Annotated in this window: 14 protein-coding genes and 2 tRNA genes; 5 read left to right on the top strand and 11 right to left on the bottom strand. The window is 66.4% G+C overall.

The window, feature by feature from the left end:
- Positions 1-7 precede the first annotated feature (7 nt).
- The 4 genes from M8A51_RS01420 (at position 8) to M8A51_RS01405 (ending at position 4636) form a co-directional block, all read left to right on the top strand.
- A complete protein-coding gene (locus M8A51_RS01420; RefSeq protein WP_251776331.1) occupies positions 8-472 on the top strand; it encodes a hypothetical protein in 465 nt (154 codons plus the stop codon).
- A gap of 156 nt (positions 473-628) precedes the next feature.
- Positions 629-3220 (top strand): bifunctional aconitate hydratase 2/2-methylisocitrate dehydratase, encoded by a 2592-nt coding sequence (gene acnB, locus M8A51_RS01415; protein WP_251776330.1) that lies wholly within the window; start codon positions 629-631, stop codon positions 3218-3220.
- A gap of 117 nt (positions 3221-3337) precedes the next feature.
- Complete coding sequence (locus M8A51_RS01410; protein WP_251776329.1) at positions 3338-3967, top strand: protocatechuate 3,4-dioxygenase; 630 nt, start codon at positions 3338-3340, stop codon at positions 3965-3967.
- A gap of 84 nt (positions 3968-4051) precedes the next feature.
- Positions 4052-4636 (top strand): thioredoxin fold domain-containing protein, encoded by a 585-nt coding sequence (locus M8A51_RS01405; RefSeq protein WP_251776328.1) that lies wholly within the window; start codon positions 4052-4054, stop codon positions 4634-4636.
- Here M8A51_RS01405 and M8A51_RS01400 read toward each other — a convergent pair.
- On the bottom strand, positions 4614-5378 hold the full coding sequence (locus M8A51_RS01400) for a DUF72 domain-containing protein (protein ID WP_251776327.1): 765 nt from the start codon (positions 5376-5378) through the stop codon (positions 4614-4616). The two genes, M8A51_RS01405 and M8A51_RS01400, sit on opposite strands and share 23 nt — an antisense overlap.
- Positions 5379-5533: 155 nt before the next feature.
- On the opposite strand from M8A51_RS01400, the gene acnA reads away from it, so the two are divergent.
- On the top strand, positions 5534-8293 hold the full coding sequence (acnA, locus tag M8A51_RS01395; RefSeq protein WP_251776326.1) for an aconitate hydratase AcnA: 2760 nt from the start codon (positions 5534-5536) through the stop codon (positions 8291-8293).
- A 176-nt stretch (positions 8294-8469) separates the two neighbouring features.
- On the opposite strand, the gene M8A51_RS01390 is transcribed toward acnA, so the two are convergent.
- The 10 genes from M8A51_RS01390 to rng form a co-directional block, all read right to left on the bottom strand.
- Positions 8470-8820 (bottom strand): ArsC family reductase, encoded by a 351-nt coding sequence (locus M8A51_RS01390; RefSeq protein WP_251776325.1) that lies wholly within the window; start codon positions 8818-8820, stop codon positions 8470-8472.
- Between the two features lie 12 nt (positions 8821-8832).
- Positions 8833-9354, bottom strand: coding sequence for a hypothetical protein (locus M8A51_RS01385; protein WP_251776324.1), 522 nt, complete (start codon positions 9352-9354; stop codon positions 8833-8835).
- 142 nt (positions 9355-9496) lie between these two features.
- Positions 9497-9572: transfer RNA gene (locus M8A51_RS01380), tRNA-Lys, on the bottom strand.
- 35 nt (positions 9573-9607) lie between these two features.
- Positions 9608-9683 (bottom strand) — tRNA-Lys (locus M8A51_RS01375).
- A gap of 37 nt (positions 9684-9720) precedes the next feature.
- Entirely contained in the window at positions 9721-10488 is a 768-nt protein-coding gene (locus M8A51_RS01370) for a tRNA threonylcarbamoyladenosine dehydratase (protein WP_251776323.1), read from the bottom strand.
- Between the two features lie 4 nt (positions 10489-10492).
- Entirely contained in the window at positions 10493-11608 is a 1116-nt protein-coding gene (locus M8A51_RS01365) for a YeeE/YedE family protein (RefSeq protein ID WP_251776322.1), read from the bottom strand.
- Positions 11609-11664: 56 nt separating this feature from the next.
- A complete protein-coding gene (gene ybgF / locus M8A51_RS01360; protein WP_251776321.1) occupies positions 11665-12453 on the bottom strand; it encodes a tol-pal system protein YbgF in 789 nt (262 codons plus the stop codon).
- Positions 12454-12463: 10 nt separating this feature from the next.
- Positions 12464-13009 carry a peptidoglycan-associated lipoprotein Pal gene (pal, locus tag M8A51_RS01355; RefSeq protein WP_251776320.1) on the bottom strand — a complete coding sequence of 182 codons (546 nt, stop codon included), beginning with the start codon at positions 13007-13009 and terminating at the stop codon, positions 12464-12466.
- 104 nt (positions 13010-13113) lie between these two features.
- A complete protein-coding gene (gene tolB, locus M8A51_RS01350; RefSeq protein WP_251776319.1) occupies positions 13114-14391 on the bottom strand; it encodes a Tol-Pal system beta propeller repeat protein TolB in 1278 nt (425 codons plus the stop codon).
- Between the two features lie 231 nt (positions 14392-14622).
- Positions 14623-16083 carry a ribonuclease G gene (rng, locus tag M8A51_RS01345; RefSeq protein ID WP_251776318.1) on the bottom strand — a complete coding sequence of 487 codons (1461 nt, stop codon included), beginning with the start codon at positions 16081-16083 and terminating at the stop codon, positions 14623-14625.
- Positions 16084-16094 lie beyond the last annotated feature (11 nt).

Genomic DNA, 16094 nt, shown 5'->3' with positions numbered 1-16094 from the left:
GACAACCGTGGACAAGACTTCGATGCGGGCGGCGACCGTGGTATTCGCCGGCCTACTGATGTGCGCGGGCGTCGCCCATGCTCAGAGCGCCGGCGGCAAGAAGAAGGCACCGGCTGCTGCGTCGGCGACGGTGGTCGCCGCAGCCTCGCCCGAGCAACTGAGCGCTGCCAGCATGGTGCACACCGGCGTCAGCCAGTGCGAGTTCAACCAGTCCGTGAACATCACGCCGAGCAGCCAGCATCCCGGCTATGTCGACCTGAGCCACGGGCAACGCACCTGGCTGATGAAGCCGGTGCTGTCGTCGACCGGCGCGATGCGACTGGAGGACGTGCGGGGAGAAACGCTCTACCTGCAGATTGCCAACAAGTCGATGCTGCTCAACGTGCGCCAGGGCCAACGCATGGTCGACGATTGCGTGCACGAGCGCCAGCGGGCGGCGTCCGCAGCGGTGAAAGCGGCGCAAGCCAACTGAATTCATCCGCCGAGTTTCAGAAGAAGGGGCTGCCGAGAGGCAGCCCCTTCTCATTGTGAAGTCCTCGGAAAATATCTTCCAAAGTCTTATATAAGACATAAAATACAAGGGTAGCCGGCCGCCATGGGTGCCGGCCGATCTCTGCGAAAGCCCACCATGCTGCAAACCTATCGCGACCACGTCGCCGAACGCGCCGCGCTCGGCATCCCGCCACTGGCCTTGTCGGCCCAACAGACTGCCGAGTTGATCGAACTGCTGAAGAACCCGCCGGCCGGCGAGGAGCAGTTCCTGGTCGAGTTGCTGACCCATCGCGTGCCACCGGGCGTGGACGATGCAGCGAAGGTCAAAGCGTCCTTCCTGTCGGCCGTGGCGCACGGCGACCTGAAGGTCGCGCTGATCTCGCGCGCCAAAGCCACCGAGCTGCTCGGCACGATGGTGGGCGGCTACAACGTCAAGCCGCTGATCGACCTGCTCGACGACACCGAGGTGGCACCGGTCGCCGCCGAAGGCCTGAAGAAGACGCTGTTGATGTTCGACTTCTTCCACGACGTGGCCGAGAAGGCCAAAGCCGGCAACCCGCATGCGAAGGCGGTCGTCCAGTCGTGGGCCGACGCCGAATGGTTCACCTCGCGCCCCGAAGTGGCACGCAAGATCACCGTCACCGTGTTCAAGGTGCCGGGCGAGACCAACACCGACGACCTCTCCCCCGCCCCGGACGCCTGGAGCCGCCCCGACATCCCGCTGCACTACCTCGCGATGCTGAAGAACGCCCGCCCCGGCGCGGCCTTCCAGCCCGAAGAAGACGGCAAGCGCGGCCCGATCCAGTTCATCGAAGACCTGAAGAAGCAAGGCCACCTGGTGGCCTATGTGGGCGACGTCGTCGGCACCGGCTCGTCACGCAAGTCGGCGACCAACAGCGTGATCTGGGCCACGGGCGAGGACATCCCCTTCGTGCCCAACAAGCGCTTCGGCGGCGTGACGCTGGGCGGCAAGATCGCCCCGATCTTCTTCAACACCCAGGAAGACTCCGGAGCGCTGCCGATCGAGGTCGACGTCGCCACGCTCGAGATGGGCGACGTGGTCGACATCTACCCTTATGACGGCAAGATCGAGAAGAACGGCGGCGTCGTCGCCGAGTTCCAGCTCAAGTCCGACGTGCTGCTCGACGAGGTGCGCGCGGGCGGGCGTATCAACCTGATCATCGGTCGCTCGCTGACCGCGAAGGCGCGCGAGTTCCTGGGCCTGCCGGCGGCCGACGTGTTCCGCCTGCCGCAGTCGCCGGCCCGTTCCACCAAGGGCTACACGCTGGCGCAGAAGATGGTCGGCCGAGCCTGCGGGCTGCCGGAAGGCCAGGGCGTGCGCCCCGGCACCTACTGCGAACCACGCATGACCACCGTCGGTTCGCAGGACACCACCGGCCCGATGACGCGCGACGAGCTGAAGGACCTGGCCTGCCTCGGCTTCAGCGCCGACCTCGTGATGCAGAGCTTCTGCCACACCGCGGCCTATCCCAAGCCGGTGGACGTGAAGATGCACCGCGAGCTGCCAAGCTTCATCAGCAACCGCGGCGGCGTCGCGTTGCGCCCGGGCGACGGCGTGATCCACAGCTGGCTGAACCGCATGCTGCTGCCCGACACCGTGGGCACCGGCGGTGACAGCCACACCCGCTTCCCGATCGGCATCAGCTTTCCTGCCGGCTCGGGCCTGGTCGCATTCGCCGCCGCCACCGGCGTGATGCCGCTGGACATGCCCGAAAGCGTGCTGGTGCGCTTCAAGGGGCAGATGCAGCCCGGCATCACGCTGCGCGACCTGGTGCACGCCATTCCGCTGTACGCGATCAAGCAGGGCCTGTTGACGGTCGCCAAGCAGGGCAAGAAGAACCTGTTCTCCGGCCGCATCCTCGAAATCGAAGGCCTGCCCAACCTCAAGGTCGAACAGGCGTTCGAGCTGTCCGATGCTTCGGCAGAGCGCTCCGCCGCGGGTTGCACGGTGCATCTGAACAAGGAGCCGATCATCGAATACCTCAACAGCAACATCACGCTGCTGAAGTGGATGATCGCCAACGGCTACCAGGACAAGCGCAGCCTCGAGCGCCGCATCCGTGCCATGGAGCAATGGCTGGCCAAGCCCGAACTGCTGCAGCCGGACGCCGACGCCGAGTACGCCGCCGTGATCGAGATCGACCTGGCCGAGATCACCGAGCCCATCGTCTGCTGTCCGAACGACCCGGACGACGCGAAGACGCTGTCCGACGTGCAAGGTGCCAAGATCGACGAGGTGTTCATCGGCTCGTGCATGACCAACATCGGCCACTTCCGTGCAGCGTCGAAGCTGCTGGAAGGCAAACGCGACATCCCGGTCAAGCTGTGGGTGGCGCCGCCGACCAAAATGGACGCCTCCGAGCTGACCAAGGAAGGCCACTACGGCGTGTTCGGCACGGCGGGTGCGCGCACCGAGATGCCGGGCTGCAGCCTGTGCATGGGCAACCAGGCGCAGGTGCGCGAAGGCGCCACTGTCATGTCGACCTCGACCCGCAACTTCCCGAACCGCCTGGGCAAGAACACCAACGTCTACCTGGGCTCGGCGGAGCTGGCGGCGATCTGCTCCAAGCTCGGCCGCATCCCGACCGTGGAGGAGTACCACGCGGACATGGGCGTCATCAACCAGGACGGCGCCAAGGTCTACCGCTACATGAATTTCGACCAGATCGAGGAATTCAGCGAAGTGGCGAAGGCAGTGACGGTCTGACACCGCCCGCCGCCGCGCGAAGGCCCGCTCGTGCGGGCCTTTTTGCTTTTGTGCGCGCCGGTGCAACCATCCTCGGCGGCGCGGGTCTATGCAGAACTGCACGCCCACCCTCGCACCATGGACCGCTCCCCTCGTCTGCCACGGCGCACCCTGCTCGCCGGTACGGCCGCCTTCGTCGCCTTCCCTGCGCTCCTGGCGCCCGTGCGAGCGCAAACGCGCCTGCAGCCGACCCCGGGCCAGACCGAGGGACCGTTCTACCCGGTGGAGCTGCCCGCCGACACCGACTTCGACCTGCTGGCGCAGGGTGACCGGCGCTACCGGGAAGGACAGCCGACGTGGCTGGACGGCCGTGTCGTCGACACCCTCGGCCGGCCGGTGTCCGGCGCGGTGGTCGAGATCTGGCAGTGCGATCACCAGGGACGCTATCACCACCCTGGCGACGGGGGTCGGGCCGATCCGGCATTCCAGGGTTACGGCCGGGCGGCGGTCGGCGCCGACGGGACGTACCGCTTCCGGACCATACGCCCGGTGCCTTACACGGGCCGCACGCCGCACATCCACGTCAAGGTGCGCCTGAGTTCGCGCGAGTTGCTGACCACCCAGCTCTATGTCGAAGGCGAGCCGGGCAACCGGCGCGACGGGCTGTGGCGCGGCCTCGATGCCACGGCCCGGGCAGCGGTGACCGTGCCCTTCCGCGCCGTCGCCGGCGGCCTGCAGGCCAGCTTCCCGATCGTCGTCGAGGCCTGACGACTCCACGACGCCCCGCTTGGCGCTACGATCTCGGCCTTCGCGGGCCTCCGATCCTGGCGCCGCCTACCAAGAGGACTTCCAGTGAACCGTCGCACTTTCACCCTGACCGCCTTTGCTCTCGCCTCACTCGGGCTCGCCGCCTGCGACGACAAGCCCGCCGCTTCCGCGACGCCGGCCGCTCCTGCGGTCAAGAAGTCGCCCCAGGAAGCTTACGAGCTCGCGCGGCAGGCCTCCGGCTTCAGCGTCGGCCCGGTCATGGCCGCCAATACCGTCTACGTGTTTTTCGATCCGGCCTGCCCGCATTGCGCACAGCTGTGGGCCAATGCCAAGCCGCTGCAAACTCAGCTGAAGATGGTGTGGATCCCGCTCGGCTGGCTGCGCCCGTCGTCCGGCCCGCAAAGCGCGACCATCCTGTCTGCGGCCGATCCCTCTGCGGCAATGGAAGAGAACGAGCGTCTCGTGCTCGAGCGCAAGGGCGGCATCACGGCAAGCCAGAACCTGCCCGACGAGGTGAAGGCCAAGATCAAGGCCAACACCGACTTGTTCAACAGTCTCGGCGCCGAGAGCGTGCCGTTGATCGTGTTCAAGAACGCCAAGACCGGCCAGTACGGCATGCAACCGGGCGCGGTCGACGCCGCGGCGCTCAGCGCGATGGTGGGGATCTGACAGTCCCGAGCCGTTTGTCGAAGTCGAACGCGTTCTCGATGGCGGCGCCCGCCGCCGTGTTGTCGAAGATGCACCACGCGTCGGCCTGCGGCGACCACCGCTGCACCTCGTCGGCCCAGGCCTGCAGTTGCGCCGGCTCGTAGGCCGACCAGTACATGCGGGGCGTCCCGTGCCAGCGCCAGTACACGACAGCCCCTGCGCCGTTGTCGGCCGGGCCGAGCCAGCCGCCGGGCCGGGCCGCCGGGGGCACGGGCGCCGGATCGGCCGCCACCCGTCCGACCCGCTGACGCTTCAGCAGCTCGTCGGCCTGCGGCTCGAACCAGGTCGCATGCCGGGGCTCGCACACCACCGGCCCGGCATGCAGTTCGCGCAGCAGATCGAAGAACCCGGCCGCTGCGCGACTGTCGAAACGCAGCGACGGCGGCAGTTGTACCAGTAGCGGCCCCAAGGCATCGCCGAGCCCGGCAACCTCTGCAAGAAAAGCGTCGAGTGGCGCGCGTATGCCGCGCAGCCGCTGTTCGTGGGTGATCGACCGCGGCAGCTTCACTGCGAAGCGAAAGCCTGCCGGGACCGAGGCGGCCCACCGAGCGTAGGTCTCCTGCCGGTGGGGACGGTAGAACGAGCTGTTGATCTCCACAGCAGGGAAGAGGCGGGCATAACGGGCCAGGTGGGTCCCCGGCCCGGGAAAGCGCCCGGCCACGCTCCGTGGCACGCTCCAGCCCGCCGTACCGGTCACGATCATGGACCGCAGGATAGCGAGAGCCGCGGGGCCTTCTGCCACACGGCGTAACGGCCATGCGCAGACCCGGGGGGCGCCTTGTCGCACCGGCTCAAACTGCGACAATCGTCACGACCTTTCTCCCCACACACGCCCCACAAAGCACACGGAGTTCACCCATGGCCGATGCCGCTCTGAAGAAAGCCCCGAACAAAGCCACCGCCGCCGCTCCCGCCCGCCCGCACGCCTACGCCAAGACCCTGAAGACCTTCACGACGGCCTCGGGCAAGGAAGGCAGATTCTTCTCGCTGCCCGAACTCGCGAAGCAGTACCCCAACATCGCCAGGCTGCCGGTGTCCATCCGCATCGTGCTCGAGAGCGTGCTGCGCAACTGCGATGGCCAGAAGGTCACGCCCGAACACGTTGCCCAGCTGGCCAACTGGCAACCCGTCGCCGAGCGGGTCGACGAGATTCCCTTCGTCGTGGCGCGCGTCGTGCTGCAGGACTTCACCGGGGTGCCGTTGCTGGCCGACCTGGCCGCGATGCGCTCCGTGGCCGCCAAGACCGGCAAGAATCCCAAGACCATCGAACCCCTCGTGCCGGTGGACCTGGTCGTCGACCACTCGGTGATGGTCGACCACTACGGCAGCAAGAAGGCGCTCGACCTGAACATGAAGCTCGAGTTCCAACGCAACCAGGAGCGCTACGAGTTCATGAAGTGGGGCATGCAGGCCTTCGACACCTTCGGCGTCGTGCCTCCCGGCTTCGGCATCGTGCACCAGGTCAACCTCGAGTACCTGGCACGAGGCGTGCACAAGGGCGCGGACAAGATCCACTACCCCGACACGCTGGTCGGCACCGACAGCCACACCACGATGATCAACGGCATCGGCGTGGTCGGCTGGGGCGTGGGCGGCATCGAGGCCGAGGCCGGCATGCTGGGCCAGCCGGTGTACTTCCTGACCCCGGACGTGGTCGGTTTCGAGCTGAGCGGCGCGTTGCGCGAAGGCGTCACCGCCACCGACCTGGTGCTCACGGTGACCGAGATCCTGCGACGCGAGAAGGTGGTCGGCAAGTTCGTCGAATTCTTCGGCGACGGCACGCGCACCTTGGCGCTGCCCGACCGCGCCACGATCGCCAACATGGCCCCCGAATACGGCGCGACGATGGGCTTTTTTCCGGTCGACGAGAAAACCATCGAGTACTTCCGCGGCACGGGTCGCACCAAGCAGGAAATCGAGGCCTTCGAGGCCTACTTCAAGGCGCAGCAGTTGTTCGGCGTGCCGGGCCCCGGCGAATTGAACTACACCAAGGTCGTCAAGCTCGACCTCGGCACGGTCGCCCCCAGCCTGGCGGGGCCGAAGCGCCCGCAGGACCGCATCGAGATCGGCCATCTGAAGGAGAGCTTCACCGAGCTGTTCAGCAAGCCGACGGCCGAGAACGGCTTCAATCAGCCTGCCGACAAGCTGGACCAGGTCTTCCCGGCGGCGAACGGCATCGACATTCGCAACGGGGACGTGCTGATCGCCGCGATCACGTCGTGTACCAACACCTCCAACCCGGGCGTCCTGCTGGCGGCCGGCATCCTGGCCAAGAAGGCCGTCGAGGCCGGGCTGAAGGTCAAACCGCACATCAAGACCTCGCTGGCGCCCGGGTCGCGCATCGTGACCGAGTACCTCGAGAAGGCGGGCCTGCTGCCCTATCTCGAGAAACTGGGCTTCAACGTGGCGGCCTATGGCTGCACCACGTGCATCGGCAACGCCGGCGACCTGGCGTCCGAGTTCAACGAAGTCATCTACAGGAACGACCTGGTCTGCGCCGCCGTGCTGTCGGGCAACCGCAACTTCGAGGCGCGCATCCACCCCAACATCAAGGCGAACTTCCTGGCTTCGCCTCCGCTGGTGGTCGCCTACGCGATCGCCGGCACGGTCACGAAGGACCTGATGACCGAGCCGGTCGGCAAGGGCAAGGGCGGGCGCGACATCTACCTCGGCGACATCTGGCCGTCGAGCGACGAGATCTACCAGTTCATGAAGTACGCGATGAACCCGAAGGCCTTCAAGGAAAACTACGAGAAGGTCGCCAGCAAGCCCGGCAAGCTGTGGGAGCAGATCAAGGGCGTCAAGGGTCAGGTCTACGACTGGCCGGCGTCGACCTACATTGCCGAGCCGCCGTTCTTCCAGGATTTCACGATGACCCCGCAGCAGGTCGAGGCCGGCGTCAAGAGCGCGCGTGCCATGGCGCTGTTCGGCGATTCCATCACCACCGATCACATCTCTCCTGCGGGCTCCATCAAGGAGGACTCACCTGCCGGCCGGTGGCTCAAGGAGAACGGCGTCGTCAAGGCCGACTTCAACAGCTACGGCTCACGCCGTGGCAACCATGAGGTGATGATGCGAGGCACCTTCGCCAACGTGCGCATCAAGAACCTGATGATCCCGCCGCGCGAGGACGGCTCGCGCGAGGAAGGCGGCCTCACGCTGTTCCAGCCGGGCGGCGAGAAGATGTTCATCTACGACGCCGCGATGAAGTACATCGCGCAGGGCACGCCCACCGTGATCTTCGGCGGCGAGGAATACGGCACCGGCTCGTCGCGCGATTGGGCCGCCAAGGGCACGCAGCTGCTCGGTATCAAGGCCGTGGTCGCGCGCAGTTTCGAACGCATCCACCGCTCCAACCTCGTCGGCATGGGCGTGCTGCCGTTGCAGTTCCTCGGCAACGACTCGTGGGAGACGCTCGGCATCAAGGGCGACGAGGAGTTCGACATTCTGGTCGGCTCCGACATCAAGCCCCAGCAGGACGCCACGCTGGTGATCCGGCGCACCGACGGCACCGAGCAGCAGGTCACGCTGAAGCTGCGCATCGACACGCCGATCGAGGTCGACTACTACAAGCACGGCGGCATCCTGCCGTTCGTGCTGCGTCAGCTATTGGCTTGATGGATCACCCCCTACGGCCTTCGGCCGCCCCCTCAAGGGGGCACCACTGGCGGACCGGCAGAGCCGGATCCGCGGTGGTCGCTGTGCCGGCGTAAGCCGTGCGCGAGGCGCCGGGGCTTGTAGGGTGGGCTCCAGGCTCCAGCCCACCGGTCGTCTTCCGATCAAGGCGATGCCAGTCACGCCTGCGCAACCCGCGCATAAGCCTGCTCGTCAAACCCCACCAGCACCTCGCCGTCGGCCTCCATCACCGGCCGCTTGATCACGCTCGGCTGGCCCAGCATCAAGGCACGCGCGCTGGCGGCATCCTGCACCGCCGCCTGGGCGGAGGGGTCCAGCTTGCGCCAGGTCGTGCCGTGTCGATTGACGAGCTTCTCCCAGCCGCGCGCTTCGATCCAGGCGTCGAGCCGTGTCTCGGGCACGCCCTGTTTCTTGAAGTCGTGGAAGGTGTAGGCCACGCCGCGCTCGTCGAGCCAGCGCCGGGCCTTCTTGACGGTGTCGCAGTTCGGAATGCCGTAGACGGTGATCATCGGACCGGTGTTTCAGGAATCGCTGCGGTCGTCGTTGGCGTCGCAGATCGGGTCGACGTTATAGCCGGTTTCGGTGACCTGGTTCGTCGTCCGGTCCAGGCTGACCTGGAACCACTGGCAGAACGGCGATTCGTAGCGGTACGACCAGACCAGCTCATTGCGCCGGGGGATCACCATGCGGTCCGATGGCCGGCCGATCCGCTGCAGCACCTCGTCGCGGCTCGCCCCCCGAGGGATGGCATTGAACACGGGCTCGGTCAGCACCTGTTGCCAGCCGGTGACACGGCCTTGCGTGTCCACGTCGACCATGTAGGTGTGCTTGCCGTACGGGCCGCGCGCAAACTCGAGCCTGCGCGATCCGTCCGGTCGCTGGTATTCGCCCGTTGGCGGGCCCATGCGCGCTATCACCTCGGTCGCCGGCGTACCCGGCTTCAGGTCGCCAGGTGAGTAGCCCGCGCAAGCGCCCAGCAAGGCGCAGCTCAACACGGCGCCTGCGTGTTTCGGCAAGAAGCGGGAGGAGAACATGGCTTTCATTGCTGCCCCTTTGTGTCTCATGCAAGTCGCCGTCAAAGTGCAAGTGTGAACTCGTCCTTTTGGAGCCGCACGTCCGGTCTGGCAAGACCCGACAACGAAAAAGCCGGCTCCTGGGGAAACAGGAAGCCGGCTTTCGAAGTTTTGGTGGGCCCTGAGTGACTCGAACACTCGACCTACGGATTAAGAGTCCGCTGCTCTACCAACTGAGCTAAGAGCCCTCGCATGGATCCCAAGCGATATTTTGAATCGCGCTTGGTGGGTTGTGCAGGATTCGAACCTGCGACCAACGGATTAAAAGTCCGCTGCTCTACCAACTGAGCTAACAACCCGCGAAGCCTTAGAGTATAACCAATCGCTGCAGGCTGCTCAAGCACCTGCCACGCGGCGCATCACTTCACCTGCCGCGACGAGCCCGAAGGTTGCCGTCACGCTGACGACCGAACCATAGCCGTGGCAGTTGAGGCTGCCGTCCAGATCACAGCTTTCCGCGGGCCGCACGATGTTCTCGCGCGAGAAGACGCATGTCAGGCCGATCGCCCCGACACGTGCGGCGCCGTGCTCCTTGCGCAAGCGCTGGCGCAGCGCTGCGAGCAGCGGGTCGTGCGTGGTCTGCGACAGGTCGGCCACCTCCACGTCCTGTGCGCGCTGCTTGCCGCCCGCGGCACCGACCGTGACCGCAAAGACGCCCTCGCGCAGCGCCCAGCTCGCGATCGCCGCCTTTGCGCGCACCTGGTCACAGCAGTCGATGACGGCGTCGACAGGCGCCGGCAGCAGCGCAGGCCAGTTGTGCGCGTCGACGAACTCCTCGACGGCATGCACGGTGCATCGCGGGTGGATCGCACCGATGCGCTCGCGCAGTGCCTCGACCTTGGCCTGGCCCAGGGTGTGCTCCAGCGCGTGGATCTGCCGGTTGATGTTGGAGACGGCGACATGGTCGAGATCGATCAGCGTCAATTCGGCGACGCCGCTGCGCGCCAGCGCCTCGGCAGCCCAAGAGCCGACGCCACCGACGCCGACCACGGCGACGCGAGCCGCGCGTATCCACTCGTAGCCGGCGGTCCCGTACAGCCTGCGCAGGCCACCGAAGCGCCGCTCGTCGTCAGCAGCGATCGTTGCGGTTTGCGGCTCGCTCATGGCTTCAGACCATGCGCTCGAGCCGCCATACCTGGTACTTCAGTGCCGCAACGGCCCCGGCGATGATGCTGGCGAGCGCGATGAAGCTCGACAATCCCAGCGTCGAAATGCCCGACAGCCCTTGCCCGACCGTGCAGCCAAGCGCGGTGACGCCACCCACGCCCATCAGTGCACCGCCGATCAGGTGGTTGGCGGTGTCCTCGGCGTCGCGAAAGCCTTCCCAGCGGAAGCTGCGCGTAGCGAGTGCATAAAGTGCCGAGCCGACGACGACGCCGACGACCGAGACGATCCCCAACGTCAGCACACGGCTGGTGTCGCTGAAGAAGATCAGCCAGTCGATCGTGTAGCTGACCGGGGCGACGAAGCTGAGCGACTCCATGCGCTGCGAGTTCGTTGCGACGAAGGCCTCCTGCAGGGTATTCGGGTCTTCGGCAACATAGCCGAGCACGCCCGAGACCCACCAGACGCCCACGATCACCGCGCCGATGCCCAGCCCGGCCAGCACGGTGTTGCCGGAGCGCCCTTCGGGCTTTGCCAGCGCCCAGGCGATGCCAGCCCCGCCGAGCCCCAAGCCGAGCACCCAGGCGAGGGTCGTCTTCGACCAGCCGGTCGCCGCGCTCATCAACGACGGCAGATCCTGCCCGGTGCCCAGCGTGATCGATGCTGCGTCGACGGTGTTGACGCGCGCTACGGCCGTGATGCCACGCAGAGTGGCATAGGCCGCCAGCCCTAACGTGATGAAGACGACCAGCGACTTCAAGTTGCCGCCACCGATGCGGATCAGCGTCTTGCTCCCGCAGCCCGAGCCGAGCACCATGCCGGCGCCGAACAGGAAGCCGCCAACCAGCGCCGACAGCCAGATCAGGCGGGGCCCGCCGTACAGCGTCTCGGACGCGTCGACCCATCCCAGGCCGACCATCGCGTTGAAACCGACGATGGCGACGCCCATCGCCATGACCCACATGCGCATGCGTGTCCAGTCGCCCATGTTGACGATGTCGGACACCGCGCCCATCGTGCAGAAGTGCGTGCGCTGCGCAATCGCCCCAAAAGCGACCGACAAAGCAAAAGCAGCCCAGAGGACCTGGGCTGCGACGGAGGAGAGATCGACGTCCGGCATGGCGTCGAATTGTAAGAGGCGGACCAAAGCCGCGCCGGCGTGGGGTCGCGCCTGCTTCAGCGCAACGATGCGAGCCGCTCCTTGGCCTCGGCCGCGGCCTCGCTCTGCGGATGCGTCTTGATCAGCTCCTCCAGCGTCTTGCGGGCGCCGGGACGATCCTTCAGTTCGATCTGGCACATCGCGATGGACAGCAGCGCCTCGGGCGCGCGCGGATGCGCGGGCGCCAGCGCTACCAGATTGCGGAACGACGCCATCGCGTCCTTGTAGTCGCGTTTGCCGTACTGGGCGTTGCCGAGCCAGTACAGGATGGCCTCGTTGTAGCCGCTGCCGGGATAGCGTCGCTGGAACGACGAGAAGGCCGCCGCGGCTTCAGAGAACTCGCCCTTGCGGAACAGGTCCAGCGCCGCCTCGTAGTCGCGCTTTTCGTCAGGACGGGCCAGAAACTCCTTGCCGTCGACGACCGTCTTCTGCGGCTCGATCTGGCGGATGCGCTCGTCGATGCCTTGCGAAAGATCGGTCTGCCGGCGCTGCATCTCGGAGAGCTGTCGAGCCACCTCCTCGTCCTGGCCCCGCATGCGCGCGAGTTCACCGCGCATCTGCTCGAGCTGGTTGTTCAGGTCGAGCAGGCTGCGGCGCAGCACGTCGAGCTGCTCGGCCATGCGCGCCTGCTCGGCACGATGCTGTTCATGGGCCTGGTCGACCTTCTGGCGCAGGTCGAGAATTGCCTTGCGTGCCTCGTCGTCGCCGAACAGCGCATGAGCCGGCGCGGTGACGGCGAACGTCAATGCCAGCAGTGCCAGGCGAACGGCGGCACGCAGCCGGCTGCCATGTAGGAGGTACTTCATCGGATTCCGCTCAGCGCAGGTTCAGTTCGGCACGGCGGTTTTTGGCCCAGGCTTCCTCGCTGGCGCCCTGCATCGCGGGGCGCTCCTCGCCGTAGCTCACCGCTTCCATCTGGTTTTCCTTCACTCCAAGCAGTTCGAGCGACTTGCGCACCGCCTCGGCGCGCTTCTGACCCAGCGCAAGGTTGTACTCGCGGCCACCGCGGTCGTCGGCGTGACCCTCGATCGTCAAGCGGCGTTGAGCATTGCCGGCCAGCGACCGCGCGTACGACGCGATCGTCGGTGCATATTCGTCCTTCACGACATAGCTGTCGAAGTCGAAGTAGACGACCCGGGCCAACTGGCCGGCCGCACCGTTCGGGTTCTGCTGGGCAGAGAGATCCACCGGCGACACCTGCGACTGGGAGGTGCGGCCGCCCTGGGCGCCGACCTGACCGACCGGTGTGCCGGTACGGCTCTCGACCGGCGTCTCATCGAGTTTCACGCTGGACCCGCAGCCCGCCAGTACCGCGAGCATGCATGCGGCCACCAGCATGGAGGAGGCAGTGCGAAATTTCATGACGATTTCTCCTGTGAAGAACGAGGCGCGTGCCCCATGGCCGCGCCGGGTGGACAAGGCCCGCTCGTCAGATCGGACGGGCCGGAACAACGAGTCAGACCCGTTCAGCGCGAAAAAGGTCCCCAGACCGGTTCCAGGACATCGCCGCGGTTGGACAGCAAGGTGGCTTTGATCTTGCCATCGAGCGTGGTGGTCATCAACACGTTGCGGCCCTGTGAGCGGGTGGCGTAGAGGATCAACCGGCCGTTGGGAGCGAAGCTCGGGCTTTCGTCGTCGTTGGTCTCGGAGATCGACGTGATGGTGCCGGACGACAGCTCCATCAGCTGCAAGCGGAATTGGCCGCCGGCGTTGCGCGTCACGTAGGCCATCCAGCGGCCATCCGGACTGATCGCGGGGCTGATGTTGTAGCTGCCGCTGAAGGTCACGCGCTGCGGCGCGCCGCCAGCTGCGGGCATGCGATAGATCTGCGGCGACCCTCCACGGTCGCTGACGAAGTAGATGGAGCTGCCGTCGGCCGTGAAGACCGGCTCGGTGTCGATACCGGAGCTGGTCGTCAGGCGGCGCAGGTTCTCGGCACTGGCGCTCATCGTGTAGATCTGAGACAGGCCGTCACGCGTCAGCACCACCGCCAACTGCCGGCCGTCAGGCGACCACGCCGGCGCACTGTTCGAACCCTTGTACGCGGCGAGCGGCCGGCGTTGCCCGGTGGCGATGTCCTGCGAATAGACGACGGCCTTCTTGGTCTCGAACGAGACGTAGGCCAGCTCGTTGCCATTCGGAGACCAGGCGGGCGAGATGATGGGCTCGGCGCTGGCGAGCGCCACTTGCGCCCCTTCGCCGTCGGAATCGGAGACCCACAGCGTGTGGCGCTTGGCAGCCTGCGTGACGTAGGCGATGCGCGTCGCGAACACGCCTTTCTCGCCGGTCAGCTTCTCGTAGATGTAGTCGGCGATGCGGTGAGCCACGAGACGCAGGTCGGCTTCGACCACTGCGTAAGCCTGGCCTCCCAGGTCTTGTCCCCGCACGGTATCCCACAGCTTGAAGCGTACGTCCACGCGGCCGTCGGCCAGCTTGCTGAGGCTGCCGGCCACCAGTGCGTCGGCACCGCGACTGCGCCAATCCTGGGGCACCGGCCGCGCGGCTTCGTCGAGCGCGGCGTCGCGCACGTCGATGCCGCGGAACTGGCCACTGCGCTCCAGGTCGGCGCGAACGATGGTCGACACCTGCTGGGTCCACCCCGCCTCGCCGCGGAAAGGCGCGATCGCGATCGGAAACTGCGTGGCGCCGACACCGGAGATGTCGACACGGAACTGCGCCAGCGCGGGACCTGCCGCCAGGGCAGCGGGCATGGACAGAAAGCTACGACGGGACCAGTTGTTCATTGACCTTCTTGCATCCTTCCTAGGCAGGGGCCGCAAACCGCGACGACCATCGTATTGTCGCGGCATGGGCAAAAGAAGCCATCATCCCGCGCCCTCGATCGCTCGCCGTTGTGCGGCACGCGCATAACCGGTAACCGTAGTAACGAAATCCGGCAAAGACCAGATCCCCGAGGTAGTCCCCGATTTGCCGCGAGAGTTCCCCGCACCTCGGCTCGAGCCCGTCGTTGGGCGTCACAGCAACACGATGTCGTACTGTTCGGGCGACATCGTCGGTTCGGTCTGCAGCGAGATCGGCTTGCCGATGAAGTCGGAACAGGCCGCCAAGTGCGGGCTTTCCTCGTCGAGCAGCATCTCGACCACGGCAGCCGAGGCGACCACCCGGAATTCCTTCGGGTTGAACTGCCGCGCCTCGCGCACGATCTCGCGCAGGATGTCATAGCACACGGTGCGCGGGGTCTTCACGTTGCCCTTGCCGGCACAGGTGGGACACGGCTCGCACAGCATATGGGCCAGCGACTCGCGCGTGCGCTTGCGCGTCATCTCGACCAGCCCCAGCTGCGTGAAACCACTGACGGTCATCTTGACCCGGTCGCGCGAGAGCTGCTTGCGCAGCTCAGCGAGCACCGCGTCCTGGTGGTCCTCGCGCACCATGTCGATGAAGTCGATGATGATGATGCCGCCCAGGTTGCGCAGGCGCAGCTGCCGCGCGATGGCCTGGGCCGCTTCGAGATTGGTCTTGAAGATCGTGTCGTCGAAGTTGCGCGCACCGACATAGCCCCCGGTATTGACGTCGATCGTCGTCAGCGCCTCGGTCTGGTCGATGATGAGGTAGCCGCCCGACTTCAGATCGACGCGGCGCGCGAGCGCCTTCTCGATTTCCTGGTCGATGTTGAACAGGTCGAAGATCGGACGCTCGCCACGGTACAGCTGCAGCCTCTGGACCGAACTCGGCGTGTACTCGGCACCGAACGCGAGCAGCGCCTCGTGCTGGCTCAGCGAATCGATGCGCACCGACTGGGTGTCGTCGGTCACGAGGTCGCGCAGCACGCGCTGGGCCAGGTTCAGGTCCTGGTGCAGCAGCGTGCCGGGCGGTGTCTTGAAACTGAGTTGGCGAATGGCCGCCCAGGTCTTGCGCAGGTAGGCGATATCGGCGCCGAGCTCGTCGTCGGTGGCGTCCTCGGCGTTGGTGCGCAGGATGAAGCCGCCGCCGTCGTTGCCCACCAGTGCGGCCATGCGTGCACGCAACTGGTCGCGCAGTTCAGGCGAGCCGATCTTCTGCGAGATGCCGATGTGGTCGTCCTGCGGCAGGAAGACCAGCAGGCGGCCGGCGATGCTGATCTGCGTCGACAACCGGGCGCCCTTGGTGCCGATGGGATCCTTGATCACCTGGACCGTGAGGCTCTGGCCCTCGAAGACGAGCTTCTCGATCGGCGTCTGCGCCGTGTTGCCGTTTTCGGCAAAGGCGCTGCGCTGCCACACGTCGGCCACGTGCAGGAAAGCCGCGCGCTCGAGCCCGATGTCGATGAAGGCCGACTGCATGCCGGGCAGCACGCGCGCCACCTTGCCGGCATAGATGTTGCCCACCAGCCCCCGCTCGAGCGAACGCTCGACATGGAGTTCCTGGATCGCGCCGTTCTCGACGATCGCCACGCGCGTCTCCTGCGGCGACCAGTTGATGAGGATGTCTTGCATGCGCGCGGTGG

The sequence above is a fragment of the Caldimonas mangrovi genome (assembly GCF_023721835.1).
In the GTDB taxonomy this organism is placed as follows: Bacteria; Pseudomonadota; Gammaproteobacteria; order Burkholderiales; family Burkholderiaceae_C; genus Caldimonas; species Caldimonas mangrovi.
This window is presented reverse-complemented; position numbering and strand designations above follow the sequence as displayed.

What these genes read in the sequence shown, in the direction of transcription:
- M8A51_RS01390 (WP_251776325.1), bottom strand. Translation starts at nt 8,820, where the DNA reads ATGATCACCGTCTACGGCATTCCGAACTGCGACACCGTCAAGAAGGCC.
- M8A51_RS01400 (WP_251776327.1), bottom strand. Translation starts at nt 5,378, where the DNA reads ATGATCGTGACCGGTACGGCGGGCTGGAGCGTGCCACGGAGCGTGGCC.
- M8A51_RS01410 (WP_251776329.1), top strand. Translation starts at nt 3,338, where the DNA reads ATGGACCGCTCCCCTCGTCTGCCACGGCGCACCCTGCTCGCCGGTACG.
- M8A51_RS01385 (WP_251776324.1), bottom strand. Translation starts at nt 9,354, where the DNA reads ATGAAAGCCATGTTCTCCTCCCGCTTCTTGCCGAAACACGCAGGCGCC.
- pal (WP_251776320.1), bottom strand. Translation starts at nt 13,009, where the DNA reads ATGAAATTTCGCACTGCCTCCTCCATGCTGGTGGCCGCATGCATGCTC.
- rng (WP_251776318.1), bottom strand. Translation starts at nt 16,083, where the DNA reads ATGCAAGACATCCTCATCAACTGGTCGCCGCAGGAGACGCGCGTGGCG.
- ybgF (WP_251776321.1), bottom strand. Translation starts at nt 12,453, where the DNA reads ATGAAGTACCTCCTACATGGCAGCCGGCTGCGTGCCGCCGTTCGCCTG.
- M8A51_RS01370 (WP_251776323.1), bottom strand. Translation starts at nt 10,488, where the DNA reads ATGAGCGAGCCGCAAACCGCAACGATCGCTGCTGACGACGAGCGGCGC.
- tolB (WP_251776319.1), bottom strand. Translation starts at nt 14,391, where the DNA reads ATGAACAACTGGTCCCGTCGTAGCTTTCTGTCCATGCCCGCTGCCCTG.
- M8A51_RS01365 (WP_251776322.1), bottom strand. Translation starts at nt 11,608, where the DNA reads ATGCCGGACGTCGATCTCTCCTCCGTCGCAGCCCAGGTCCTCTGGGCT.
- acnA (WP_251776326.1), top strand. Translation starts at nt 5,534, where the DNA reads ATGGCCGATGCCGCTCTGAAGAAAGCCCCGAACAAAGCCACCGCCGCC.
- acnB (WP_251776330.1), top strand. Translation starts at nt 629, where the DNA reads ATGCTGCAAACCTATCGCGACCACGTCGCCGAACGCGCCGCGCTCGGC.